The 24,159-nt window shown below is 55.3% G+C and carries 23 protein-coding genes and 1 other annotated feature; of the genes, 8 read left to right on the forward strand and 15 right to left on the reverse strand.

What is annotated here, in order from left to right; all coding sequences use genetic code 11:
* The 4 genes from thrA to yjjY all read right to left on the reverse strand — a co-directional run bounded on the left by thrA (nt 1) and on the right by yjjY (nt 4,050).
* Nucleotides 1-2,463, reverse strand: coding sequence for a bifunctional aspartate kinase/homoserine dehydrogenase I (gene thrA / locus QRN24_RS12525; protein WP_284942761.1), 2,463 nt, complete (start codon nt 2,461-2,463; stop codon nt 1-3).
* A gap of 24 nt (nt 2,464-2,487) precedes the next feature.
* Nucleotides 2,488-2,605 (reverse strand) — a sequence feature (Thr leader region).
* Nucleotides 2,544-2,612, reverse strand: coding sequence for a thr operon leader peptide (gene thrL, locus QRN24_RS12530; RefSeq protein WP_015572623.1), 69 nt, complete (start codon nt 2,610-2,612; stop codon nt 2,544-2,546). Its footprint overlaps the feature before it by 62 nt.
* 211 nt (nt 2,613-2,823) lie before the next feature.
* Nucleotides 2,824-3,510: a tRNA/rRNA methyltransferase gene (locus QRN24_RS12535; RefSeq protein WP_086533230.1), complete on the reverse strand. Its 687-nt coding sequence runs from the start codon at nt 3,508-3,510 to the stop codon at nt 2,824-2,826.
* Between the two features lie 399 nt (nt 3,511-3,909).
* Nucleotides 3,910-4,050 carry a YjjY family protein gene (yjjY, locus tag QRN24_RS12540; protein WP_001541509.1) on the reverse strand — a complete coding sequence of 47 codons (141 nt, stop codon included), beginning with the start codon at nt 4,048-4,050 and terminating at the stop codon, nt 3,910-3,912.
* Nucleotides 4,051-4,145: 95 nt separating this feature from the next.
* Here yjjY and arcA point away from each other — a divergent pair, with 95 nt between their 5' ends.
* Nucleotides 4,146-4,862: a two-component system response regulator ArcA gene (gene arcA, locus QRN24_RS12545; RefSeq protein ID WP_003856501.1), complete on the forward strand. Its 717-nt coding sequence runs from the start codon at nt 4,146-4,148 to the stop codon at nt 4,860-4,862.
* Nucleotides 4,863-4,905: 43 nt separating this feature from the next.
* Here the strand turns inward: arcA and creD are convergent, their stop codons facing one another.
* Genes creD through creA form a run of 4 tightly spaced genes read right to left on the reverse strand, consistent with a single transcriptional unit; the run spans nt 4,906 to nt 8,913 of the window.
* Complete coding sequence (gene creD / locus QRN24_RS12550; protein ID WP_284942762.1) at nt 4,906-6,258, reverse strand: cell envelope integrity protein CreD; 1,353 nt, start codon at nt 6,256-6,258, stop codon at nt 4,906-4,908.
* 56 nt (nt 6,259-6,314) lie between these two features.
* A complete protein-coding gene (gene creC, locus QRN24_RS12555) occupies nt 6,315-7,739 on the reverse strand; it encodes a two-component system sensor histidine kinase CreC (RefSeq protein ID WP_049023052.1) in 1,425 nt (474 codons plus the stop codon).
* Nucleotides 7,739-8,428 carry a two-component system response regulator CreB gene (gene creB / locus QRN24_RS12560; RefSeq protein WP_014168553.1) on the reverse strand — a complete coding sequence of 230 codons (690 nt, stop codon included), beginning with the start codon at nt 8,426-8,428 and terminating at the stop codon, nt 7,739-7,741. Before creB ends, creC begins: the two co-directional genes overlap by 1 nt.
* A 14-nt stretch (nt 8,429-8,442) precedes the next feature.
* Nucleotides 8,443-8,913: a protein CreA gene (creA, locus tag QRN24_RS12565; RefSeq protein WP_014168552.1), complete on the reverse strand. Its 471-nt coding sequence runs from the start codon at nt 8,911-8,913 to the stop codon at nt 8,443-8,445.
* 211 nt (nt 8,914-9,124) lie between these two features.
* Between creA and robA the strand changes: the two genes are divergently transcribed.
* On the forward strand, nt 9,125-9,994 hold the full coding sequence (robA, locus tag QRN24_RS12570) for an MDR efflux pump AcrAB transcriptional activator RobA (protein ID WP_014168551.1): 870 nt from the start codon (nt 9,125-9,127) through the stop codon (nt 9,992-9,994).
* Here robA and gpmB read toward each other — a convergent pair.
* Nucleotides 9,991-10,638 carry a 2,3-diphosphoglycerate-dependent phosphoglycerate mutase GpmB gene (gpmB, locus tag QRN24_RS12575; RefSeq protein ID WP_014168550.1) on the reverse strand — a complete coding sequence of 216 codons (648 nt, stop codon included), beginning with the start codon at nt 10,636-10,638 and terminating at the stop codon, nt 9,991-9,993. The two genes, robA and gpmB, sit on opposite strands and share 4 nt — an antisense overlap.
* 50 nt (nt 10,639-10,688) lie before the next feature.
* On the opposite strand from gpmB, the gene yjjX reads away from it, so the two are divergent.
* A complete protein-coding gene (gene yjjX / locus QRN24_RS12580) occupies nt 10,689-11,204 on the forward strand; it encodes an inosine/xanthosine triphosphatase (protein ID WP_014168549.1) in 516 nt (171 codons plus the stop codon).
* Here yjjX and trpR read toward each other — a convergent pair.
* Together trpR and sltY are read right to left on the reverse strand one after the other, a co-directional pair.
* Nucleotides 11,195-11,524 (reverse strand): trp operon repressor, encoded by a 330-nt coding sequence (gene trpR, locus QRN24_RS12585; RefSeq protein ID WP_020885267.1) that lies wholly within the window; start codon nt 11,522-11,524, stop codon nt 11,195-11,197. The genes yjjX and trpR overlap by 10 nt on opposite strands.
* A gap of 54 nt (nt 11,525-11,578) precedes the next feature.
* Entirely contained in the window at nt 11,579-13,516 is a 1,938-nt protein-coding gene (gene sltY / locus QRN24_RS12590; protein ID WP_284942763.1) for a murein transglycosylase, read from the reverse strand.
* A 227-nt stretch (nt 13,517-13,743) separates the two neighbouring features.
* Between sltY and ettA the strand changes: the two genes are divergently transcribed.
* Nucleotides 13,744-15,411, forward strand: coding sequence for an energy-dependent translational throttle protein EttA (gene ettA, locus QRN24_RS12595; protein ID WP_014168546.1), 1,668 nt, complete (start codon nt 13,744-13,746; stop codon nt 15,409-15,411).
* 67 nt (nt 15,412-15,478) lie between these two features.
* Here the strand turns inward: ettA and QRN24_RS12600 are convergent, their stop codons facing one another.
* Nucleotides 15,479-16,378 (reverse strand): LysR family transcriptional regulator, encoded by a 900-nt coding sequence (locus tag QRN24_RS12600; protein ID WP_014168545.1) that lies wholly within the window; start codon nt 16,376-16,378, stop codon nt 15,479-15,481.
* A gap of 108 nt (nt 16,379-16,486) precedes the next feature.
* Between QRN24_RS12600 and QRN24_RS12605 the strand changes: the two genes are divergently transcribed.
* A complete protein-coding gene (locus QRN24_RS12605) occupies nt 16,487-17,488 on the forward strand; it encodes a zinc-binding alcohol dehydrogenase family protein (protein ID WP_151888015.1) in 1,002 nt (333 codons plus the stop codon).
* Nucleotides 17,489-17,546: 58 nt separating this feature from the next.
* Here QRN24_RS12605 and nadR read toward each other — a convergent pair whose 3' ends face one another.
* Genes nadR through serB form a run of 3 tightly spaced genes read right to left on the reverse strand, consistent with a single transcriptional unit; the run spans nt 17,547 to nt 21,180 of the window.
* Entirely contained in the window at nt 17,547-18,779 is a 1,233-nt protein-coding gene (gene nadR / locus QRN24_RS12610) for a multifunctional transcriptional regulator/nicotinamide-nucleotide adenylyltransferase/ribosylnicotinamide kinase NadR (RefSeq protein ID WP_014168543.1), read from the reverse strand.
* Nucleotides 18,780-18,814: 35 nt separating this feature from the next.
* Nucleotides 18,815-20,200, reverse strand: a complete 1,386-nt coding sequence (gene radA, locus QRN24_RS12615) for a DNA repair protein RadA (RefSeq protein ID WP_014168542.1) — start codon at nt 20,198-20,200, stop codon at nt 18,815-18,817.
* An 11-nt stretch (nt 20,201-20,211) separates the two neighbouring features.
* On the reverse strand, nt 20,212-21,180 hold the full coding sequence (gene serB / locus QRN24_RS12620) for a phosphoserine phosphatase (protein ID WP_020885272.1): 969 nt from the start codon (nt 21,178-21,180) through the stop codon (nt 20,212-20,214).
* A 117-nt stretch (nt 21,181-21,297) separates the two neighbouring features.
* Here serB and QRN24_RS12625 point away from each other — a divergent pair, with 117 nt between their 5' ends.
* From QRN24_RS12625 to QRN24_RS12635, 3 genes are all read left to right on the forward strand, one after another.
* A complete protein-coding gene (locus QRN24_RS12625; protein ID WP_020885273.1) occupies nt 21,298-21,942 on the forward strand; it encodes a YtjB family periplasmic protein in 645 nt (214 codons plus the stop codon).
* A gap of 39 nt (nt 21,943-21,981) precedes the next feature.
* Complete coding sequence (gene lplA, locus QRN24_RS12630; protein ID WP_014168539.1) at nt 21,982-22,998, forward strand: lipoate--protein ligase; 1,017 nt, start codon at nt 21,982-21,984, stop codon at nt 22,996-22,998.
* A gap of 408 nt (nt 22,999-23,406) precedes the next feature.
* The gene (locus tag QRN24_RS12635) at nt 23,407-24,099 is read left to right on the forward strand and encodes a DUF1120 domain-containing protein (protein WP_020885274.1); all 693 of its coding nucleotides are present in this window, start codon (nt 23,407-23,409) and stop codon (nt 24,097-24,099) included.
* The last annotated feature ends 60 nt before the right edge of the window (nt 24,100-24,159 follow it).

Genomic DNA, 24,159 nt, shown 5'->3' on the forward strand with positions numbered 1-24,159 from the left:
TTAAACTCCTAACTTCCATGACAGGGTACGCAGCAAATCGGCAAATACACCCGCCGCGGTAACATCATTCCCTGCGCCATAGCCGCGAAGCACCAGCGGCAGTGGCTGATAATAGTGGCTGTAAAACGCGAGGGCGTTTTCGCCGTTTTTTACTTTGAACAGCGGGTCGTTGCCATCCACTTCAGCAATCTTCACGCGGCACATACCATCGTCTTCAATATTGCCAACATAGCGCAATACCTTACCTTCATCACGGGCTTTCGCAACGCGTGCGGCAAAGGCGTCGTCTAGCTGCGCTAAATTGGCCATAAAGGTGTTCACGTCACCGCTGTCGTCAAACCCGGCAGGCAGAACAGGCTCAATCACGATATCGGAAAGCTCCAGCTCACGGCCCGTTTCACGCACCAGTATGAGCAACTTACGCGCCACATCCATACCGGAGAGATCGTCTCGCGGATCCGGCTCGGTGTACCCCAGTTCACGCGCGGCACGGGTCGCTTCCGACAGGCTCATGCCCTCATCCAGCTTGCCGAAGATAAACGACAGCGAGCCGGAAAGAATGCCGGAGAAACGCTGCAGTTCATCCCCCGCGTTCAGCAGGTTTTGCAGGTTCTCGATCACCGGCAGGCCCGCGCCCACGTTGGTGTCGTAGAGGAACTTACGCCGTGACTTGCTCGCCGCCAGACGCAGCTGGTGATAGTAATCCATCGACGAGGTGTTGGCCTTTTTGTTTGGCGTCACCACGTGGAAACCTTCGCGCAGGAAATCGGCGTACTGATCGGCCACCGCCTGGTTCGAGGTACAGTCGACAATGACCGGGTTAAGCAGGTGATACTCTTTCACCAGGCGGATCAACCGGCCCAGATTAAAGGGCTCTTTGGCATCATTCAGCTCAGCCTGCCAGTTTTCCAGGTTCAGGCCATGAACGTTGGTCAGCAGCGCTTTTGAGTTCGCGATACCGCACACGCGCAGATCAATGTGCTTTTTCTTCAACCACTCCTGCTGACGCTTCACCTGCTCCAGCAGCGCGCCACCCACACCGCCCACGCCAATCAGGAACAGCTCGATCACCTGATCGGTGTTGAAGAGCATCTGATGAACCACGCGAACGCCGGTTGTCGCATCGTCGTTGTCAACGACCACCGAGATTGAACGCTCAGATGACCCCTGGGCAATGGCCACAATGTTGATGTTGGCCCTGGCCAGCGCGGCAAAGAATTTGGCCGAGATACCGCGCAGCGTACGCATACCGTCGCCCACCACCGAGATAACCGCCAGGCGTTCCTGGATAGAAAGCGGCTCGAGCAGCTCTTCTTTCAGCTCAAGGTAAAACTCTTCTTCCAGCGCACGACGGGCGCGCAGGCAATCCCCCTGCGGTACGCAGAAGCTGATGCTGTATTCAGAAGAGGACTGAGTGATCAGCACAACCGAGATACCGTTGCGGGACATGGCCGCGAAAACGCGGGCCGCCATACCGACCATGCCTTTCATTCCCGGGCCGGAAACGCTGAACATGGCCATATTGTTCAGGTTAGAAATGCCTTTCACCGGCAGGCCGTCTTCATCAGTACTGGCGCCAATCAGCGTGCCCGGCGCTTGCGGGTTACCGGTGTTTTTAATCAGGCAAGGGATCTGGAACTGGGCAATGGGAGAGATGGTGCGAGGGTGAAGAACTTTAGCGCCGAAGTAGGACAGCTCCATCGCTTCCTGGTATGACATCGACTTCAGCAGCCTGGCGTCCGGTACCTGGCGCGGATCGCAGGTGTATACACCGTCGACGTCCGTCCAGATCTCACAACAGTCGGCGCGCAAACAGGCTGCCAGCACGGCAGCAGAGTAGTCGGAGCCGTTGCGGCCCAGTACGACGAGTTCACCCTTCTCGTTTCCGGCGGTGAAGCCCGCCATCAGGATCATATGGTCAGACGGAATTTTGCTCGCGGCAATGCGGCGGGTTGATTCGGCTATATCAACGGTAGACTCGAGGTAGTGACCCACTGCCAGCAGTTTTTCAACGGGATCGATAACCGACACATTGTGGCCACGCGCTTCCAGCAGGCCCGCCATGATGGCAATCGACAATTTTTCACCACGGCAGATTAACGCCGCGTTGATGCTGTCCGGGCACTGACCTAAAAGGCTGATACCGTGCAGCACGTGTTTGATTTGGGCGAACTCTTGCTCAACAAACGATTTCAGCTGTGCGAGCGGGAAATCCGGCTGCGCCTCCGCCAGTCCCTGCAGCAGCTCAGCGAAGATACGCTCGGCGTCGCTCAAGTTCGGGAGTGCATCCTGGCCACCGATGGTCTTTTCAATCATCGCCACCAGGTGGTTGGTGATTTTTGCCGGGGCAGAGAGCACGGTCGCGACCTGCCCCTGCCTGGCGTTGCTCTCCAGGATATCGGCAACACGCAGAAAACGTTCTGCATTTGCCACTGATGTACCGCCGAACTTCAACACTCGCATGGTTCTACCTCGTTTCCTTTAGCCGAAAAAAAAGCCCGCACTGTTTGGGTGCGGGCTTTTTTCTGTTTTTCCTGTACGCGTCAGCCCGCATCATTTCCTGTGGTAATGATGATGGTTGTTGTAATGGTGGTGATGCTGATGCGTTTCATGGATGTTGTGTACTCTGTCATTATTATCTGTCTGTGCTGTATTCTTTTAGGGTTAAAGGATTGGGCACCTTAAGTCAATGAATTTTTAATTTGATCACAATTCGGGACGCTCTCACGTCCCGCTGCTTGCAGATTTATTTTCATCCGATTCTCCCAGACGCAACCCATCCGCACAGACGGATACGCCATAGTAAAAACTTATGACAGCATTTTACTCGGCCAATTTTTTTTCAATATCATGCAGCAAACGATGCAACATTGCCGTGTCTCGCTGCTCAAGACGCCCAAGTCGCTGATGCAACCAGTCCGCCATTTTTTGATCTTCCGCGACACTGAGTTGTAATAACAGATGGTCAACGCGAGCGCGCAACGCGGCCAGCTGGTTTTCATCTGCCCCTTCAGCCTGGGGTTGAGGAATTTGTATTAGGGAGGCTAATTGATAGCAATACACCATTACCGCCTGGCCTAAATTCAGCGACGGATAATCCGCCACCATCGGCGCACCGGTCAGGACGTCCGCCAACGCCAGCTCCTCATTCGTCAGACCGGAATCTTCCCGCCCAAAGACCAGCGCGGCCTTCGTCAGCCACTGGCTTTTCTCCGTTAACATCGGCACCAGTTCCGCCGGCGTGGCGTAATAGTGGAACTTTGCCCGGCTGCGTGCCGTGGTCGCCACGGTAAAAGAAATGTCGTGCAGCGCAGCGGCGAGCGTGTCGTAAGTAGTTATATTATCGAGAATATCCCCTGAACCGTGCGCCACCCAACGGGCCGCGGGCTCGAGGTGCGCCTGGCTGTCCACGATGCGAAGATCGGTAAACCCCATGGTCTTCATGGCACGCGCCGCAGCGCCTATATTTTCGGCTCTGGCTGGGGCGACCAGTACAATCGACAGATGCATTTATGCTCTCTTTTTAATCAGTTAGCGGGTGAAAATGTGATGCACTTCAACATATTACGCGGCGCGAATTTACAAAAATGCAACACAAATCACCGAAATAGCGTTTCAGAACAAATTAAAAACGCTAAACTATTTTGTGGCTGAACAATCAGTTAGAATGTTAACAGAAGGCTATTATCCTTATGTTTTATAATGGTAATGACCTCATGAATACTCTTTTCTGATTGGATTCGTATCGTTTATAAATCAAGGTACGCAACTAGTTGGTTTATTGAAAAATTGTGACAAAGGCTAGCATTCGGCTACGATGATTTCATCAAACTGTTAACGTGCTACAATTGAACTTGATATATGTCAACGAAGCGTAGTTTTATTGGGTGTCTGGTGTCACTTAGCCTGTTATGTTGCTGTTAAAATGGTTAGGATGACAGCCGTTTTTGACACTGTCGGGTCCAAAGGGAAAGTACCCACGACCAAGCTAATGATGTTGTTGACGTTGATGGAAAGTGCATCAAGAACGCAATTACGTACTTTAGTCACGTTAGGCCGGTCATGTTAATTTGCGACATGCATCAGGCAGGTCAGGGACTTTTGTACTTCCTGTTTCGATTTAGTTGGCAATTTAGGTAGCAAACATGCAGACCCCGCACATTCTTATCGTTGAAGACGAGTTGGTAACACGCAACACGTTAAAGAGCATTTTCGAAGCAGAAGGCTACGATGTCTTTGAAGCGACCGATGGCGCAGAGATGCATCAGATCCTTTCTGAAAATGATATCAACCTGGTGATCATGGATATCAACCTGCCGGGCAAAAACGGCCTTCTTCTGGCGCGCGAACTGCGTGAACAGGCGAATGTCGCGTTAATGTTCCTGACAGGTCGTGATAACGAAGTTGATAAAATCCTTGGCCTGGAAATCGGTGCGGATGACTACATCACTAAACCGTTTAATCCACGCGAGTTAACCATTCGTGCACGCAACCTGCTGTCCCGCACCATGAACCTGGGCACGGTCAGCGAAGAGCGTCGTAGCGTAGACAGCTACAAGTTCAACGGCTGGGAACTTGATATCAATAGCCGTTCACTGATTAGTCCGAACGGTGAGCAGTATAAACTGCCGCGCAGTGAATTCCGCGCAATGCTGCACTTCTGTGAAAATCCGGGCAAAATTCAGTCCCGTGCAGAACTGCTGAAGAAAATGACCGGCCGTGAGCTGAAGCCGCACGACCGTACCGTAGACGTGACCATCCGTCGTATCCGTAAACATTTCGAATCTACGCCTGATACGCCGGAAATTATCGCCACTATTCACGGTGAAGGTTATCGTTTCTGCGGCGACCTGCAGGAGTAATCCGGCAACTGAAGTAAAAAAAACGGCGCTTTCGCGCCGTTTTTTATTTCCAGACTCGCATCGTATCCGCATCAGGTTCAACGGGGGGGACGGGACGCTTCGGCTGAGAGAGTGAATACCAGTCAAGGTGACGCGTCAGGTACATGACCGCAAACAGTGCCATCGCCAGTACGGCAGCTCCCAGCAGCAACGCGCTGTCCTCCGAACGCAGCAGGAACCACATCACGACATCCAGCCCCAGCAGCGCCAGAATAAACACCCCGCTTCGCCTCCAGCTTTTCAGTACCGCCTGCAGGTACACACCATTCATCATCGCGCCGACAAGGCTTGCAATAATCCAGGCCGGCGTAAACCCAACATGCTCAGACAGGGCAAGTAAGACGAGATAGAAGAGGACCAGCGACAACCCCACCAGCAGATACTGCATTGGGTGCAGACGCAATCCGGTGAGGGTTTCGAACACGAAGAAGGCCATAAACGTCAGGGCAATCAGTAAAATAGCGTACTTGATCGCGCGGTCTGTCAGCTGGTACTGATCCGCTGGCGTGGCAACCGTCACGCTAAAGGCCGGGATAGAGCCCCACTCCGGTGACTCGCCCTCGACGAACCAGCTTTGCATGTTGTTAGCAAACCAGCTGCTCTGCCAGTTTGCCTGGAAACCAGACTCGCTAATCTGATGTTTAACAGGCAAGTAGTATCCCATAAATCCCGGGTGCGGCCAGTTACTGCTCAGCGTCATTTCGCTATTACGCCCGACAGGCACCACCGCAAAACTGCCCGTCCCCGCCAGGTTAAACGACATATCAAGGGCGAGCGTTTTCGGCTCAAGGGCTTTATCACTCAGCGGAATATGAATACCGGCAAGTGTGCCATACACGCCGGTTCCCGGTTCTACGCTGAGCGCCTCACCGTTGATTTTTGCGACCTTCACCGTACCAATGCCCCGGGCATCACCCACGCCAATCACCAGGAATGGCTGCCCCAGCGTCATGGTTTCGCCCTTCAGCTGCGCCATTTTCTCCGTCGAAAACTGCGCTTTTATTTTGAGATCGGTGTTCCAGATTTGCCCGTCATAGATACCGATGCTTCTGGACTCCACGCGCTGATTTCCCTCAACGAGCAGAGATTCCGGCAGGATAAAGTGCAGGTAGCTTTTTTTGTATTCGACCTTTTTCTCATCCTCAAGTTTGTAAAAAACCTCGGTGACAGGAATGGCAATCAGCGGTCCTACCAGCTTTTGCGGCCCGCTGGTGCTTTGGCGAAGCGAGTGTTCAACATCGTTACGGTAGCTCTCACGCTCCGAAATCAGGTTACTGACCATAAAGAGCGGGACTAACAACAGCAGAATGCACCCCAGCAGGGTGCTTACTTTCCAGAACAGGGGGGATTTCATCATTACGTCTCCTTTGTGATGAGGAGAGCGTACCGGGGCTATGTGGGGCCAGTTTGAAGTTATGTGAAGTGACGGTGAAGTGTCAGCGTGGCTTTCACGCCGCCTTCTGGTTGGTTATGCAGAGCAATGTCCCCCTGATGCAGACGCGCCACCTCCTGCACGAATGCCAGACCCAGCCCGCTGCTTTTCAACCCGTTCTCACGGGGGAGCGAGTAAAAACGTTCAAAAATACGCGCCATGGCATAGTCCGGTATCCCGCTTCCGCTGTCGCTTACGGTAAGCCGGATCTCGGTTGGCGTCTCCTCGGCAGCCAGCTGAAGCGTCCCGCCCTGCGGGGTAAAATCGATGGCATTATCCAGCAAATTACCCAGCGCCTGTTCAAGCAGCTCGGGGTCGCCCTGCACCTGCAGCGAAGTGGGCTGGCAGGTCAGGATGATATTTTTCGCCGTGATAACGGCGGAGCGTGAATCCGCAAGCCGTGAAAACAGCGTGCTGACACTCACGCTCACCGGCTCTATCTCTACCCGGTTTTCAAGACGCGCCTGAGAGAGCAGTTTTTCCACCAGCGACTGCATACGCGCGTTTTGCACCAGAATATTATCGATAAACCGCGCGGCCACCGCCGGCGGCGGCTGCTCATTAAGGATCTCTGCCGCGCCGCGGATTGCCGCCAGCGGGCTTTTGAGTTCGTGAGTAAGCGCATGCACATAATGCTCGATGTAATTCTTACCCTCGAGGCGAATGCGCATATTTTCCAGCGCCTGCGCCAGCTTTCGTAACTCACTGCTGCCGGGGTTAGGCAGCGGGAGAGGCGTGTCCGTGGTCACCGCATCGGCGTAGCGCGACAATCTGCCAATGGAACGATTGATCCATCCCGCCACCAGCAGACCAATCAGCAGGGCAATGCCGAGCAGCGCCCCACCCGCCCACAGGATCCGCCGCTCGCTACGGTGAATAACCGGCGCCATGGCGCTGTTAGGTTTTCCGACCGACAGCACGCCGATAATGTTGCCCCTGTCCATGACCGGTGCGGCAACATACATCACCGTACTTTCCGGATCGTCAGGATTGCTCTGGGTGCTGCGCGCGCCATATTCCCCGCGAAGCGTCAGCCAGACGTCATTCCAGCGGGAGTAGTCTTTCCCTACCGCCAGGCCCGCCGAATCAAACACCACCTTGCCCGTGGCGTCGGTCATGTAGACGTGGTACTCGTTGCGGACTTTATGAATGCCGCCAATGTTGGCGCGAAACGGCCGCTGATGGAGCCGAGAAAAAGCCTGAGCCAGCTGGCCCTGCTGCGGATTGCCAGCGAGCAGGTCGTCTCGCCCCACTTCCGCCAGCAGGGTCGCGGTGTCAATCAGCGTGCCTTCGGTGGCTCTGCGCACGCCGGGCTTGACCTCCTGCACGAAGATAGACAGCACAAACCACGCGGCGATAGCGACAATCAGGAAATAGCCCAGCAGCAGACGCATGCCAATACGCATTAATAAAGCCCCAGACTGTAACCCATCCCGCGATGGGTACTGATGGGCGAAAGCCCGTCATTGACCGCGCGCAGCTTGGCGCGCAAGGTTTTGATATGCGTATCCACGGTACGATCGAAGCTATCGCCGTCTTCGCCCCACACTTTGTCCATAAGCTGCTGGCGAGAAAAGACCCGGCCCGGCGCCTGCAACAATGTTTTGAGCAGCAGGAATTCATAGCGCGTGAGCGGTAAAGGCTCCCCATACCAGCTGATTCTGGCGGCGGGTTCGTTCAGTTCAAACTGCCCGATACGCACGATCTCGGCGGGGGCGGTAGATTTTTGTAACCGCCGTAGAATAGTCCTCACCCGGGCACAGACTTCACGCGGGGAGAAGGGTTTAGCGACATAATCATCCGCGCCCATCTCCAGTCCGAGCAGCTTATCCACCTCGTCACTTCGCGCCGTCAGAAACAGGATCGGCAGTGACGGATGCTGCGCCAGAAGCTGGCGGCAGAGTTCAAAGCCGCTGATGTCAGGCAACCCGACATCCAGAATCGCCAGCGCGGGAACCTGCCGCCGCGCCTCTTCCAGTACCGGTAACCCACGCCCGAAAGCCTTCACCGCAAACCCCTCCTGCTGAAGCATGTAGAGTAGCGTGTCGGCAATACTGATTTCGTCCTCAACCAGCCAGACCAGAGGTTGCTGCATGATTCATCCCTGAATTAGTGCCATGGCATGATCGGCACGGCGCTGATGGCGTTTTTCGGTGAGCCTTCAACCACTTTGTCGGAATAGGCCAGATAGGCGAGCGTGTTGCGTTTGGCGTCATAAAAACGCACCACCTGCAGCTTTTTAAACACCAGCGAGGTCCGTTTCTGGAACACAACGTCGCCCTGCGCTTTGCCGTTTTTGATTTTGTCACTCAGCTCCACAGGACCGACCTGCTGGCAGGAGATTGCCGCATCGGAGGTATCTTCAGCCAGCCCAAGCCCGCCTTTAATGCCCCCGGTTTTCGCCCGACTAACGTAGCAGGTGACGTTTTTCACGTCCGGATCGTCAAACGCCTCCACCACAATCTTGTGGTCCGGGCCGAACACTTTGAAAACGGTATCGACAGAACCAATCTGTTCCGCCTGCGCGGCGTGCCCCACCGTCAACATCAGGGCAGTGAAGATCAAAGTCTTGTATTTCATATTGTTACCATTTTTAAGAATTACGCTGAGCGATTATTCAACACTGTAGACAAAAATGTAGCAAGATCACAGGATTAGAATATATTCACCCAAAACGAGGAACAAAAGGCATTAATGAGCAAAAAAAACACTGAATGCTAAAACATCAAAAAATGCTATTATCCGCTAACCTGTTATCAGGCACCTGCTGTTTTAAGGATGAGGATAGTATATGGATCAGGCTGGAATTATTCGCGACCTGCTCACCTGGCTGGAAGGTCACCTCGACCAGCCTTTGTCACTGGATAATGTGGCGGCTAAAGCAGGCTATTCCAAGTGGCATCTGCAAAGGATGTTCAAGGATGTCACCGGTCATGCTATCGGGGCCTATATCCGCGCACGTCGTCTGTCAAAATCAGCGGTGGCATTACGCCTGACCGCGCGGCCGATTCTGGATATTGCACTGCAATATCGTTTCGACTCGCAGCAAACCTTTACCCGCGCCTTTAAAAAACAGTTCTCGTTAACGCCAGCGCTCTATCGCCGCTCGCCTGACTGGAGCTCGTTTGGCATGCGTCCGCCGCTGCGTCTGGGTGAGTTTGCAATGCCGAAATATGAATTTATCACCCTGCCAGAAACGCACCTGATTGGTACGACGCAAAGCTACTCCTGTTCGCTGGAGCAGATTTCCGAATTCCGTCATCAGATGCGCGTTCAGTTCTGGCGCGACTTCCTGAGCCATGCACCGGCGATCCCGCCCATCCTGTATGGTCTCAACGAAACGCACCCAAGCCAGGAAAAAGACGACGAGCAGGAGGTGTTCTACACCACCGCGTTAACGCCAGAGCTGGCGAATGGCTATATTCAGGGTTCAAAGCCCGTGGTGCTGGAAGGCGGCGAATACGTGATGTTCGCTTATGAAGGGCTGGGAACGGGTGTACAGGAATTTATCCTGACCGTTTACGGAACCTGCATGCCAATGCTGAACCTGAATCGCCGTAAAGGTCAGGATATTGAGCGCTACTATCCGGCAAGCGATGCTAAACCGGAAGAAGGCCCAATCAATCTGCGTATGGAATTCTTAATTCCGATACGTCGTTAACGCTGAAGTTCGTCAAGTGCAGGGGCATCAAGATGCGAAATGTCCCCTGCCATCTCTACGACCCAACCTGACGCCAGCCACGCGCTTTCCTGATAGTCGATACGGGAAATAGAGCAGTTGCGCAGACGCAAACGGCGCTCTGCATACGCAGGTAACCCCAGAATCGTGCTCACCAGGCAGCCCAGCGCAATACCGTGACTCACCAGCAGCGGACGGCTCCCGGCCGGAAGCTTCAGGCATTCCGCCAGCGCGGCATGCATGCGCACGCTCAGCTCCTGCATGGATTCGCCTTCCGGAATACGGCCATCTTCGGTGCCGTTGACCAGCGTGCGACGCCAGCCCTCTTCCGTTTCCGTCAGCGTATCGATATGCCGTTTTTCCAGCACGCCCATATCCAGCTCGCGCAGACGCGGCTCGATCATGACATCACAACCACAGGCATCGGCAATGATGCGCGCCGTCTGCTGTGTGCGACCTAAGTCGCTGGTGATAACATGCGTAATGCCCAGCGTTCTGGCGCGTTCTGCCACCTGCCACGCCTGCTGCACACCCTTTTCAGTAAGAGGACTGTCTGACTGGCCTTGAATACGTCGCTCGGCGTTCCACTGCGTCTCACCGTGGCGAACAAGGTATACCTGTAACATGCTTTTTTTCCGTTATACTGCGATGAGTTTTTTTTGAATCGAGCTTAATTATGCACCATGTTGTCTCTGCTACCACCAATCCTGCCAAAATTCAGGCAATTCTAAGGGCATTCGAAGAGATTTTCGGCGAAGGATCCTGCCATATTGATGCCATCGGCGTCGAGAGCGGCGTGCCTGAACAGCCGTTTGGCAGCGAGGAAACGCGCGCTGGCGCACGAAATCGCGTGGCAAACGCCAGGGCTGCCGCACCGGATGCTGACTTCTGGGTGGCAATTGAAGCGGGTATCGACGAAGGCGCGACGTTCAGCTGGGTGGTCATCGAGAACCGTGAACAGCGTGGAGAAGCGCGTTCAGCAACTCTGCCGCTGCCAAAAATCATTCTGGAAAAAGTGTCCGCGGGTGAAGCGCTCGGGCCGGTGATGTCTCAGTACACCGGCATCGATGAAATTGGCCGCAAAGAAGGCGCGATTGGCGTCTTTACCGCTGGCGCACTAACGCGTTCAGGCGTTTACCACCAGGCGGTGATTCTGGCCCTGAGCCCGTTCCATAACGCGATTTATCGCTGAGCGCCCAGCAGTACAGACTCCAGCCACTGACGCAACTCCACCGGCGCGGATTTCAGGCTGTTCGATCCGCGGGTGATCGTCGCGATACCCGCGCCCAGCTCATTTTTAAGCTCACGCTGGCTCATCTCACCGCGCAACAGCTCTTCGATGATCCGCACGCGTGTGCCCAGAGCTTCACGCTCATCCGGCGTCAGCATCAGCTGCAATAAAGGCAAATGCAGATCCTGGTCGTAAGACTGGCGGAGCAACTCCACAAAACGAAGCCACTCCTGATGACGTTGTTCGGCCATTGCCGAGGAATACGGGGAATGCTGGGTCATGTTATGCCGCCTGTTGTACTCATTAACGAGTACAGCATAACACAACCCACCCCATCAGTAACGTCTCTGCCACTCAGCATCGCTCATCAGGGTATCTTTTTGTCCCATGAAATAGCGATAGTAGGCGTCATAAGCCAATACGTTCTTCACATAGCCGCGGGTTTCCGAGAACGGAATACTTTCCACAAACGCGACGGCGTCAATGCGCCCGGCGCTGTTGCCAAGCCAGGTGCGCACGCGGCCCGGGCCTGCGTTATACGCCGCTGAGGAGAAGATGCGGTTATTGCCGAACTGCTGATAAACATACTGCAGGTAGCTGGTACCGATATTGATGTTGGTCTCCGGATCCAGCAGCTGTGACGGGCTGCTGTATCCCGGGATGTTAAACATCTTCACCGTGTGCGTCGCGGTTCCCGGCATCACCTGCATCAGGCCGCTGGCCCCGACCGGGGAACGGACTTTCGGGTTCCACGCACTCTCCTGACGGGCAATGGCCATGGCGTAGCTTTGCGGAATGTCTTTACCGCTGGTGTAGCGCTCAAACAGATCTTTATAGGCCAGCGGGAAACGCTCTTCGAGATGATCCCACAGCTTGCCGGCGATCGTTGCCTGCACGCTCAGATCCCACCAGTGGTTATCAAAGGCATAGCGTGCAAGCTGTGCCTTCTCATCGGTCGTACGGCTGGTCACCAGATTCGCCCATTCGCTACGGGCGGTATTGTCCATGTTCCAGTACATCAGCTCGCGAACACGCGCCATTTCTGGCCCCTGAGTCAACGCCGGGTTGGCGTTAGCAGGGGCTTTATCAATGCGGAACGTGTACTCCTCACCCAAACGCTGTGCGGCCGCCATCGGATAGAACCCACGCAGCTGCATCAGCGCATGAAGGATCTCTTTCGCTTCATCGTCACGCCCGCGCTCCATCAGCAGATCCGCCTGCCAGTAACGCCATTCGTCTTTCTCTTTGGCGTCCATTGGCAGACGCGCAAGCCAGGTGTTCAGCCCCCGCCGATCGCCCGTCCCCAGCGCCATACGCACGCGGCGCTCCACCAGCGACGTGGAGTTCGAACGCATAATCGCATCGTCTCGCCAGCGCGCCTGCTCGTCGGTTACATCGGTGCTCATCAGTCGCCACGCCACAATGTCGCGCAGCTCCTGAGTTTGATCTTCATTGAGCTGCTGCGCCTGCACCAGCTGCGGGATCATCAGCCGCGCATTTTCCACGTCGTCACGCGCCACGCTGGCAAAAGCCACCGCGGCCATCTGGCGGGTAAAATCGGTCGCGCCGGTGCTGCGGGCAAAGGTCAGTACGCTGTTCGGATCGTTCGCCAGGGCGATGACGGCGGTTGAGATCGTCTGATAATCAGACGGCATTTGTCCCGCAAGCGTGGTAACCAGCCGCGTGTTTCCGGCTTTCATCGCCAGGCGAATACGTTCAAGGTACGCCAGCGGATCCTGCTTACCTGACGCACGCCATGCGCCAAAGAGGGAATCACAGGCATTTGGCTGGCTTTTTCCGGTCAACCACAGATCTTTCGCGCCCGCCCAGGCCTCTTCCTGCTGTCCGGTAACCCACTTCGCATAGTAATAGTTACACTGGGCTTCGGTGGTGTTCGGTTTTTCCGGGCTAAACGCCAGCAGCCCACGCCAGTCTTCACGACGTGCCAGTTCGTTCACAAAACGAGACTGCAGCGTCCGCGCGGGCGGCAGCGTCGGGTTCGCCTGAATAAAGTTATTCACGGTGACCGTGGGTTGATTTATGAGATCGTCAGTGATCTGCCGATACTCCAGATACGGATAGAGAGGATACGCTTTTAAGGTCGGCATCAGTGCCTGCACGGTATCCATCTGCTTATTGTCCCACGCCTGTTTAATCTGGGCGTAGCGATTACGTTGTTCATCCAGTGAATCGGCATGCACCGCCTGGCTTGCCGCCATCACGCATACGCTGGCAGCCAGCAGACGCCAGACCACCTGTTTGGCTTTTCCCACAAGCTCTTCCTCATTGTTTTTTCGTCAATTGCAGCGTCTTGCCACGTCAAAGTCTAATTAACTTATGCTAACCAGGCATCCTGCAACGCGCCACGTCGCGGACACTTTTTTACCTTTCTTGCGCGTTTTAACACTCCCGACGTTCCTGGCTGGGATTAGGACGGGAAAAAGGCTACACTTCGAGGCTGATATTCTTTCTCATCACGATAAAAGAGGCGAAGTCCAACGTGGCTCAATTCGTTTATACCATGCATCGTGTCGGCAAAGTTGTCCCGCCGAAACGTCATATTCTTAAAAATATCTCGCTGAGCTTCTTCCCGGGCGCAAAAATCGGTGTTCTGGGTCTCAACGGTGCCGGTAAGTCCACCCTGCTGCGCATCATGGCCGGCATCGATACAGACATCGAAGGTGAAGCCCGTCCGCAGCCTGGCATCAAAATTGGCTACCTGCCGCAGGAGCCTCAGCTCAACCCGGAACACACCGTTCGTGAATCCGTTGAAGAGGCGGTTTCTGACGTCGTTAACGCACTGAAAGGTCTGGATGAAGTGTATGCCAAATACGCTGAACCGGATGCGGACTTCGATAAACTGGCCGCTCAGCAAGGCAAGTTTGAAGAGATTATCCAGGCGCATGACGGCCACAACCTGAACGTGCAGCTCGAGCGCGCCGCTGACGCCCTGCGTCTGCCAGACTGGGATGCGAAAATCGCGAACCTCTCCGGGGGTGAACGCCGCCGCGTGGCGCTGTGCCGTCTGCTGCTGGAAAAGCCAGACATGCTGCTGCTCGACGAACCGACCAACCACCTGGATGCGGAATCCGTGGCATGGCTGGAGCGTTTCCTGCACGACTTCGAAGGCACCGTTGTGGCGATCACCCACGACCGTTACTTCCTCGACAACGTTGCAGGCTGGATCCTGGAGCTTGACCGTGGTGAAGGCATTCCATGGGAAGGCAACTACTCCTCCTGGCTGGAGCAAAAAGACCAGCGTCTGGCGCAGGAAGCCTCTCAGGAAGCCGCGCGTCGTAAGTCTATCGAGAAAGAGCTGGAATGGGTTCGTCAGGGCGCTAAAGGCCGTCAGTCTAAGGGCAAAGCCCGTCTGGCACGCTTTGAAGAGCTGAACAACACCGAATACCAGAAACGTAACGAGACCAACGAACTGTTTATTCCGCCTGGCGCACGTCTGGGGGATAAAGTGGTTGAAGTCACCAATCTGCGTAAGTCTTATGGCGATCGCCTGCTGATTGACGACCTGACCTTCTCCGTACCGAAAGGTGCCATCGTGGGGATCATCGGTCCGAACGGCGCGGGTAAATCCACCCTGTTCCGCATGATGTCAGGTCAGGAACAGCCAGACAGTGGTTCAATCACTCTGGGTGAAACCGTGAAACTGGCTTCCGTTGACCAGTTCCGTGACGCCATGGATAACAGCAAAACCGTGTGGGAAGAAGTCTCCGGCGGCCTGGATATCATGCGTATCGGTAACACCGAAATGCCAAGCCGCGCTTACGTTGGCCGCTTTAACTTCAAAGGTACCGACCAGGGTAAACGCGTGGGCGAGCTCTCCGGTGGTGAACGTGGTCGTCTGCACCTGGCCAAACTGCTGCAGGTTGGCGGTAACGTGCTGCTGCTCGATGAACCGACCAACGACCTGGACATTGAAACCCTGCGCGCGCTCGAAAACGCCCTGCTGGAGTTCCCGGGCTGTGCAATGGTTATCTCGCACGACCGTTGGTTCCTTGACCGTATCGCAACCCACATCCTGGACTACCAGGACGAAGGTAAAGTGGAGTTCTTCGAAGGTAACTTCACCGAATACGAAGAGTACAAGAAACGTACGCTGGGCGCGGATGCGCTGGAGCCGAAACGTATTAAGTACAAACGTATCGCGAAATAAATGTAAAACGGCAACGTCAGTTGCCGTTTTTTTTGTTTGTTCCTACACCCTGTGAGTGACGCACCGTTCACCCCCCCACGTAAAACCGCTTCACCTCATCACACTGCATCGCAAAGTCGATATAACGCATCAGCGCCGGCGAGTTCAGCTTGCGGCTCGGGTAAGCCAGCCACAAATCGTTCCCCTCGACGTTCCACTCCGGCAGCACCTTCACCAGCGCGCCCTTTTCAACCTTATCCTCAAGCAAAAAAGCGGGAAGCAGCGTGATCCCGGCGCCGGCGATGGCACATTCGCGCGCATACACCAGATTATCCGTCAGATGGGCGTTATCCGGCAGATAACGGTAATCCTCACTTTCGCTTTGCAGCAGCCATTCAGACCACGCCTTGTGGGTAATACAGCGGTGTTCCACCAGCTGCCGGGGATGCGTCAGCGGCTCCCGGCGCGCCAGGTAAGTCGGTGAGGCCAGCATATAACGCGGGCAATGACCGATCATACGGCCAATCAGAGAGGAGTCCTGCGGCTTACCGGTACGCAGCGCCACGTCAAAACCTGACTCGACCAGGTCGAGCACGTCGTCAGAAATGGACACGTCAAGCGAAACGTCCGGATAGCGGAGCTGGAACTCCGCATTCAAATGCGCCAGCAGCGTCGCGCCGATCCCGGCCGGGCAGGTGATGCGCAGTCGACCGCTGGGGTTTTCACGCAGCCGCTGAATGGCGTACTCCGCCCGTTCACTTGCCGCCAGCATCTCGCGGCAGTGAACCAGATAGTGCTCGCCGGCGAACGTCAGGTTCAGCCTGCGCGTAGTACGATTGAGCAAGCGGATCCCCACCTGCTGCTCAAGCTGGCTGATTCGCTGACTGACGCTGGATTTCGGCAGCTCAGCTTTCTGTGCCGCCGCGGTAAAACTGCCCAGCTCTGCCACCAGCGCAAACAGCGCCATATCCTGAAGCTGTTTAAACATGATTGTTCATCCTGTACGAACACTTCGTTCTCAATTGTCCATCTTATCACGCGACTGAGCACTTAATAGACTAGTCTCAACAACACGCTTTCCATAAAGGAGCTCACCATGTCAGTTAAAGCCATTGCCGTTAATCCAGACAGTCCTGCTGATTTCATTGATATTACCCAACCGATGCCGCAGCCCGGCGAGCACGATCTGCTGGTTGAGGTAAAAGCCGTTTCCATCAACCCGGTCGATACCAAAGTTCACGCGGGCATCGTCAGAAGCGGCCTGACAGAACCACGCGTTCTCGGCTGGGACGCCAGCGGCATTGTGAAAGCCGTGGGTGCAGGCGTTAGCGGTTTTAAACCGGGGGATGAAGTGTGGTACGCGGGCGATATTACCCGCCCGGGCAGCAATACCACCCATCAGCTGATCGATGCGCGCATTGTCGGGCATAAGCCGGTAAGCCTCGGCTGGGCAGCCGCAGCCGCCTTGCCGTTAACCGCCCTCACCGCCTGGGAAGGATTGTTTGAACGGCTGAATATCCAGGATGCCGGCCCGGACAAAACGCTGCTCATTATTGGCGGCGCGGGCGGCGTAGGATCGCTGGCGATCCCGTTTGCGAAACATCGCAGCAACGTGAAGATCGTCGCGACCGCCTCGCGGGAAGATTCTGCTCAGTGGTGTCGCGATCGCGGTGCCGATCACGTGGTGAATTACCGTGACCTGAAAGGTGAACTGGCTAAACAGGGCCTGACGTTTGTGGATTACATTTTCATTCTCAATGATACCGACGGCCACTGGGATGCCGTCAGTGAACTGATCGCACCACAGGGGCATATCTGCTCCATCGTTGAGAACGCACACCCGCTGAACCAGGATAAACTGAAATCCAAATCTGCCGCGCTGCACTGGGAGTTTATGTACACCCGCAGCATGTACCAGACCGCCGACATGGCGCGTCAGGGCGAGATCTTAAACGAGGTTGCGAAGCTGGTGGATAACGGCGTGGTGGAAAGCTCACTGAGCGAAACGCTGCACGGGCTGAGCGTCGAAAGCATCACCGAAGCGCACCGAAAAGTGCTGGACGGGCATATGCGTGGCAAAGTGGTGGTTGAGTATTGAGGGGGGGGGTCCCCCTCACACCGGCCCTCTCCGTCAGGAGAGGGTTAGGATGAGGGAATTACCCCTGCTCCCCCATCATCTCTTTCACCAGCTCTACGCAGCGCAGGAAACGGCTGTCGTAATCTGACTCCTCCACATGCACAAACTCCACGTTATTTTCGTGCAGCATGTCGATGAGCATGCTCTGGAACTCTTTTCTGTCGACGGAACTGCCGAGGCTGCGGATCCCGTCGGCAACCCACGGGGTGTTGTTTTCGAGCAAAATCACCAGGTCAAAACGGTATTCGTCTATCAGCGCCTGCACAAACGGATGCTCGCGTCCCTCGTATTTTTTGCAAAACGCCTGGGTGGTGACGAAATCGGTATCAATGAAGGCCACTTTATTGGCGTATTTCACCGCGAAATCAATGTACTGCGCATGACCGAGCGCGATTTTATCGTAGTCGGAGTACTGCAACGCCATCTCGTCACCGCCCAGATGTGAGAAGACGTAATCACGCCCGTACTCCCACGCACTGGTGGTGTTAAAGATGTTGGCCAGCTTGTTGACCAGCGTCGATTTCCCGCTCGACTCGCCGCCCAGAATCGCAACGGTGCGTACAAAGAACGGTTTTACCTCGGTTGGGATGTAATCCCAGTAGCGGAACGGGTTTTCGCGGATCAGCGCCCCGCTGATGTTCATAAAGGTACGCTTTGGATCGATCAGCACGGTTTCAATGCCCAGATGCTCGCGGAACTGCGGCGCATCGGACTCTTCAGAGGTGTAGATCCAGTTCGGGGTGATCCCCTTTTCGTCCATGAACGCTTTGACGCCATTGCTCCACACATCCCAGCCGTGCGGATACGGCTCCATGCCCTCTTCATTAAAAGCATGAATACGAATGTTTTTCTGGTACTTAAAGGTCTGCAGCAGCCAGCGCAGGCGGTCCGGTACGGTCGGCTGCTGCGACATGGCGCTGTCCTCGAACAGCTGACGGTCGCGGGTTTCATCGTAACCCATGATGATATGCAGCTCGTCCACCTGGCTACAGGCACGCTGGATAAGATAGATGTGCCCGGTATGCAGCGGGTAAAACTTGCCAAATACCACGCCGACGTTCTTTTGCATACGCGGGAATTCAAGCCCCAGAAAGCGGTGCAACGCTTCCAGCTTTTGTGCGCTGGGGCTTTTGATTTTGGCGTTCAGCAGTTGGCTCAGATAGCCTTTGGTCATGCCGCTGGCATCCGCCACCTGCTGCAGCGTGCAGCCTTTCTGGCGGATTGCGGTCTTGATGTAGTCAAATGATGACATAAATTACGGTGCCTCCTGCAAAATCGAATACGTAATTATAAGTCGTCAAAGACATTTAACGCATCTGCGAGTTTCTTCACGCCAAAGACCTGCATCCCTTCCGGGATTTTTTTCGGCACGTTGGCGGCGGGCACAATGGCGCGGCGAAAGCCGTGCTTCGCCGCCTCGGAGATGCGCTCCTGGCCGCTTGGCACCGGGCGGATCTCCCCGGCCAGACCCACTTCACCAAACACCACCAGGTCCTGCGGCAGCGGTCTGTCACGCAGGCTGGAGACCATTGCCAGCAGCAGCGCCAGATCCGCACTGGTCTCAGTGACTTTGACCCCGCCGACCACGTTGACGAACACGTCCTGATCCGCCATCTGCAGGCCGCCGTGGCGGTGCAGTACGGCCAACAGGATCGCCAGGCGGTTTTGTTCCAGGCCAACGGCCACACGCCGTGGGTTACCCATCATTGAGTGATCCACCAGCGCCTGAATTTCCACGAGCAGCGGACGCGTCCCTTCCCAGAGCACCATCACCGAGCTACCGGAGGTCACTTCATCGCCCCGGCTGAGGAAGATGGCAGACGGGTTGCTGACTTCACGCAGCCCCTGCTCGGTCATGGCAAACACGCCCAACTCGTTCACCGCACCAAAACGGTTTTTGTGGCTGCGCAACGTGCGGAAACGGGAATCGGCATCGCCGTCGAGCATAACGGAGCAGTCGATACAGTGCTCCAGCACTTTCGGCCCCGCCAGGGAACCATCTTTCGTGACGTGGCCGACCATCACAATCGCCACACCGCGCGTTTTGGCAAAGCGCGTGAGATAGGCGGCGGTTTCACGCACCTGCGCCACGCTCCCCGGTGAAGACTGGATATCCGCCATGTGCATCACCTGAATGGAGTCGATAACCATCAGCTTCGGCTGCTCTTCTTCGGCAATCATGCAGATTTGCTCGATGCTGGTTTCCGAAAGCATGTTGAGGTTGCCGGTTGGCAGGCCAAGACGGTGCGCACGCATCGCCACCTGCTGCAGGGACTCTTCACCGGTGACGTACAGGGTTTTCATCTGTTCGGCGAGCTTGCAGAGCGTTTGCAACAGCAGTGTTGATTTACCCGCTCCCGGGTTACCACCGATCAGGATCGCACTGCCCGGCACTACTCCCCCGCCGAGCACACGGTCAAACTCTTTGAATCCGGTCGAGAAACGCGGCAGCTCTTCGAGGCTGATATCCGAGAGCTTTTGCACTTTCGCAACACCGGCGTTGCCGGCATAACCGCTCAGGCGTTCATTGCGGGCCACGCTCGGCGAAGCCGCCACACCACGCACTTCGGTGATGGTGTTCCAGGCATGACAGGCGCTACATTGCCCCTGCCAGCGCGGATAATCCGCACCACATTCATTACAGACAAATGCGCGTTTTGGAGCTTTCGCCACGGTTTACCTCGTTATTTCTGATTCACGCTGCCGGAGAGAATGCAAAACACCCCCATCAGGTCAGCATGACGGATGGTGACTTCCGTCTTTTCATTCACTTTAGGCTTGGCATGGTAGGCAATGCCAAGGCCTGCCGCTTTGATCATCGGCAGGTCGTTCGCGCCATCACCGATGGCAACGGTCTGGACGACAGGAATTTCATATTTTTCCGCCAGACGGGTCAGGGTATTGGCTTTGTACTGGGCATCCACGATATCGCCGATCACCTGGCCGGTCAGCTTGCCGTCCATGATTTCCAGCTCATTTGCCACCACGGTGGTCAGGCGCAACGTGTCGCGAAGGTAGTCGGCGAAGAAGGTGAACCCGCCCGAGGCGATAGCCACTTTCCAGCCCAGCGTTTCTAACTTCAGCACCAACTGCGTCAGCCCCGGCATTAACGGCAGCTCATCACGCACCTGGCGCAGGATGTTCGCATCCGCCCCTTTCAGGGTCGCCACGCGCTGTCTCAGACTGGCGGTGAAATCCAGCTCGCCGCGCATCGCGCGTTCGGTCACATCGGCCACCAGCTCGCCGCTGCCGGCAAGCCTGGCGATCTCGTCGATGCACTCGATCTGGATGGCGGTGGAATCCATGTCCATCACCAGCAGACCCGGCGTTTTCAGGTGTGGAATTTTGCCGAGAGGCGCCACGTCCAGGCCGGCATCATGCGCCAGGCGGGTCGCGCGCTGCGTCAGGGAACCTGCCAGGCGGATGACCTGATAATCCTCTACGCACCAGGCCGCCACGATGACCATCGCTGCACCCAGTTTGGTTTGATATTGGGTCAGGCGTTGCTTGTCCAGGCCGCGTCCGTACAGCAGCCAGCCGCTACGGCCAGCGTGGTAATCCAGAGGCATCACCTCATCACCACTTAAAGAGAGCGGCAATCCTGGCCATAAAGAGACATCCGTAGGCAGGTCGCACCAGGTAATGTTCGGCATTGAAGCTCCTGTGAATTCGTTCGCGCCGGAAGGTTCCAGAGGGAAAATAACGCATGAGGCTACCTTGTAACCATCACTTCTGGCAACATTAAGCCGTAAATTTTCAGCAGGTGGAATATGGCTCGCGCAAAACTGAAATTCCGACTTCATCGTGCCGTGATTGTCCTGATATGTCTCGCACTCTTGGTCGCGCTGATGCAAGGAGCATCGTGGTTCAGCCAGAATCACCAGCGGCAACGTAACCCGCAGTTTGAGGAACTGGCGCGTACTCTGGCGCGTCAGGTCACGCTCAACATCGCCCCGGCGATGCGCACCGAAACGCCGGACGAGAAGCGCATAGGTCAGATATTACGCCAGTTAACCGAAAACAGCCGCATTCTTGATGCCGGTGTCTACGATGAACAGGGCGACTTGATCGCCCGTGCCGGTGAGCACGTTGACGTCCGTGACAGACTGGCGCTGGACGGCAAAAAAGCCGGCGGCTATTTCAATCAGCAGATCGTCGAACCCGTGCAGGGGAAAAATGGTCCGCTCGGCTATTTGCGCCTGACGCTCGACACCCACACCCTGCCCACCGAAGCAAAACAGGTGGACAACACCACCAATATTTTGCGCCTGATGCTGCTGCTCTCGCTGGCCATCGGTGTGGTGCTGGCACGCACGCTGCTGCAGGGTAAACGCACCCGCTGGCAGCAATCGCCTTTCCTCCTGACCGCCAGTAAATCGGTGCCCGAAGAGGACGAGGGCGATAAGAAAGAATAGTGATAAAGTAGGCTTACGATTCGGAAAAGGAACTTTGCCATGACGACGTTACGCCTGCTTATCTCTGACTCTCACGATCCCTGGTTCAATCTCGCGGTAGAAGAGTGCATCTTCCGTCAGATGCCAGCCACTCAACGGGTGTTATTTTTATGGCGCAACGCCGATACGGTGGTGATTGGCCGTGCGCAGAATCCCTGGAAAGAGTGTAATACCCGGCGTATGGAAGAGGATAACGTCCGCCTGGCGCGACGCAGCAGCGGCGGCGGCGCGGTATTTCACGACCTCGGCAATACCTGCTTTACCTTTATGGCGGGCAAACCTGAATACGATAAAACCATTTCCACCGCGATTGTGCTTAACGCCCTGACATCGCTGGGCGTGACTGCCGAAGCGTCAGGCCGCAACGATCTGGTCGTCAAAACCCCCGACGGGGATCGCAAAGTCTCCGGCTCCGCCTACCGTGAAACCCTGGACCGGGGATTCCATCACGGTACATTGTTGCTGAATGCCGACCTCAGCCGTCTTGCGAATTACCTTAATCCCGATAAGAAAAAACTGCAGGCCAAAGGTATCACCTCCGTGCGTGGCCGCGTCGCCAACCTGATCGAATTACTGCCGGGCATCACCCACGAACAGATCTGCGATGCCATCCGCGAAGCGTTTTTCGATCACTACGGCGAGCGGGTCGAAGCCGAAGTGATCTCCCCGGATAACACCCCTGACCTGCCAAACTTTGCTGAAACCTTTGCCCGTCAGAGCAGCTGGGAGTGGAACTTTGGTCAGGCGCCGGCCTTCTCGCACCTGCTGGACGAGCGCTTCACCTGGGGCGGCGTGGAGCTTCATTTTGACGTGGAAAAAGGCCACATTACCCGGGCGCAGGTCTTTACGGACAGCCTGAACCCTGCGCCGCTGGAGGCGCTGGCCAGCCGCTTACAGGGCTGCCTGTATCGTGCCGACACGGTGCAGCTGACATGTGAGGCGTTACGTGGCGAGTTCCCCGATCAGGCAATCGAGCTGGGCGAGCTTTCTGCCTGGCTTTCGCAGGCCGTACGCTAAACCATGTTGCCCGGCGTGCTTCGCCGGGTGAGTGATGTAACCTGTTTACGCGATAACCTCTTATTCTTATTTTTTAAGCAGGCTTCAGGGATCCAGCCTGCCCCATCTTATTAAAAAATATTATATTATCGTCGGGAAGGGCATTGAATGCTTCCCGGCCTTACGAAAACCGCTAATAACTTTCAATAATAAATTGAACAATAAAAGCGGAAATATGCCCGTAAAAAGCGTGAAAATATTCACACCATCTATGCTTTTATATTTTCATTACTGCCCGTTTAGAAATTCTAAATACACCATTTAGAGCAGCCACAATATACTACTGCCCGTGGTTACACCCATATATAAAACCTATTGATTACATTACTAGTCGACAGATCTATAATTTCTCTTCGTTAAGGAACAACAATGAAAAAAATTCTTCTTGTCGCGGCCATCGCTGCGGCAACGTCCATGACCGCAGCCCATGCGGCTAACACCGCCGTCATGAAAGTGCAAGGCAAACTGACCAACGCGTCATGTACTCCTACAATGAGCAACGGCGGTGCAGTAGATTATGGCAAAATATCAATGGGCTCACTGAGCGCGACTGAGGATAACCAGCTCGGCCAGCGTGATATCACCATGACAATTACCTGTAATTCTGCGACCAAAGTCGGCTGGACAATGTACGACAACCGCAAAGACAGTCTGGCTGACGGCCATTATATTGAAGTCGATGATTCTGCCGTTGATGGCAGCTCGACATTCAGCCCTCAGTACACAAGCGGTTTAGGTTTTACCAAAGAGGGCCAGAAGATTGGCGGATGGGCAGTGTATACCAACCTGCCATATGTCACGGTAGACGGCGCACCTGCTGATGCGATTACCGCGGGAGGCACTAATCTGACTAAATGGAATAAAAATACGACGGGTCGTCTTGTTCTGGATGACTACGAAACCATGTCCGTCGCCAAACCGGGTGAACTCGTGCCGATGGCCTTTACCGAAGCCGTATTCCCAATGAAAGTCTCCATGGCAATCAGGAATACCAACAGACTGAGCATTACCGAAGATACCGAACTGGATGGTCAGGCGACCATTACGCTGAAATACCTCTAATTAAATTATCGCTCAGGCGATAACGTATCTCTGACGGCGAATTTAATTCGCCGTTTTTTA

Source organism: Enterobacter sp. MEB024, assembly GCF_030209635.1.
GTDB lineage: Bacteria > Pseudomonadota > Gammaproteobacteria > Enterobacterales > Enterobacteriaceae > Enterobacter > Enterobacter ludwigii.

Excerpts from the sequence above, each read along its gene's own strand:
- thrA (WP_284942761.1), bottom strand. The coding sequence starts at position 2,463 with ATGCGAGTGTTGAAGTTCGGCGGTACATCAGTGGCAAATGCAGAACGT.
- QRN24_RS12535 (WP_086533230.1), bottom strand. The coding sequence starts at position 3,510 with ATGCATCTGTCGATTGTACTGGTCGCCCCAGCCAGAGCCGAAAATATA.
- arcA (WP_003856501.1), top strand. The coding sequence starts at position 4,146 with ATGCAGACCCCGCACATTCTTATCGTTGAAGACGAGTTGGTAACACGC.
- creD (WP_284942762.1), bottom strand. The coding sequence starts at position 6,258 with ATGATGAAATCCCCCCTGTTCTGGAAAGTAAGCACCCTGCTGGGGTGC.
- creC (WP_049023052.1), bottom strand. The coding sequence starts at position 7,739 with ATGCGTATTGGCATGCGTCTGCTGCTGGGCTATTTCCTGATTGTCGCT.
- creB (WP_014168553.1), bottom strand. The coding sequence starts at position 8,428 with ATGCAGCAACCTCTGGTCTGGCTGGTTGAGGACGAAATCAGTATTGCC.
- creA (WP_014168552.1), bottom strand. The coding sequence starts at position 8,913 with ATGAAATACAAGACTTTGATCTTCACTGCCCTGATGTTGACGGTGGGG.
- robA (WP_014168551.1), top strand. The coding sequence starts at position 9,125 with ATGGATCAGGCTGGAATTATTCGCGACCTGCTCACCTGGCTGGAAGGT.
- gpmB (WP_014168550.1), bottom strand. The coding sequence starts at position 10,638 with ATGTTACAGGTATACCTTGTTCGCCACGGTGAGACGCAGTGGAACGCC.
- yjjX (WP_014168549.1), top strand. The coding sequence starts at position 10,689 with ATGCACCATGTTGTCTCTGCTACCACCAATCCTGCCAAAATTCAGGCA.
- trpR (WP_020885267.1), bottom strand. The coding sequence starts at position 11,524 with ATGACCCAGCATTCCCCGTATTCCTCGGCAATGGCCGAACAACGTCAT.
- QRN24_RS12600 (WP_014168545.1), bottom strand. The coding sequence starts at position 16,378 with ATGTTTAAACAGCTTCAGGATATGGCGCTGTTTGCGCTGGTGGCAGAG.
- QRN24_RS12605 (WP_151888015.1), top strand. The coding sequence starts at position 16,487 with ATGTCAGTTAAAGCCATTGCCGTTAATCCAGACAGTCCTGCTGATTTC.
- nadR (WP_014168543.1), bottom strand. The coding sequence starts at position 18,779 with ATGTCATCATTTGACTACATCAAGACCGCAATCCGCCAGAAAGGCTGC.
- serB (WP_020885272.1), bottom strand. The coding sequence starts at position 21,180 with ATGCCGAACATTACCTGGTGCGACCTGCCTACGGATGTCTCTTTATGG.
- QRN24_RS12625 (WP_020885273.1), top strand. The coding sequence starts at position 21,298 with ATGGCTCGCGCAAAACTGAAATTCCGACTTCATCGTGCCGTGATTGTC.
- lplA (WP_014168539.1), top strand. The coding sequence starts at position 21,982 with ATGACGACGTTACGCCTGCTTATCTCTGACTCTCACGATCCCTGGTTC.
- QRN24_RS12635 (WP_020885274.1), top strand. The coding sequence starts at position 23,407 with ATGAAAAAAATTCTTCTTGTCGCGGCCATCGCTGCGGCAACGTCCATG.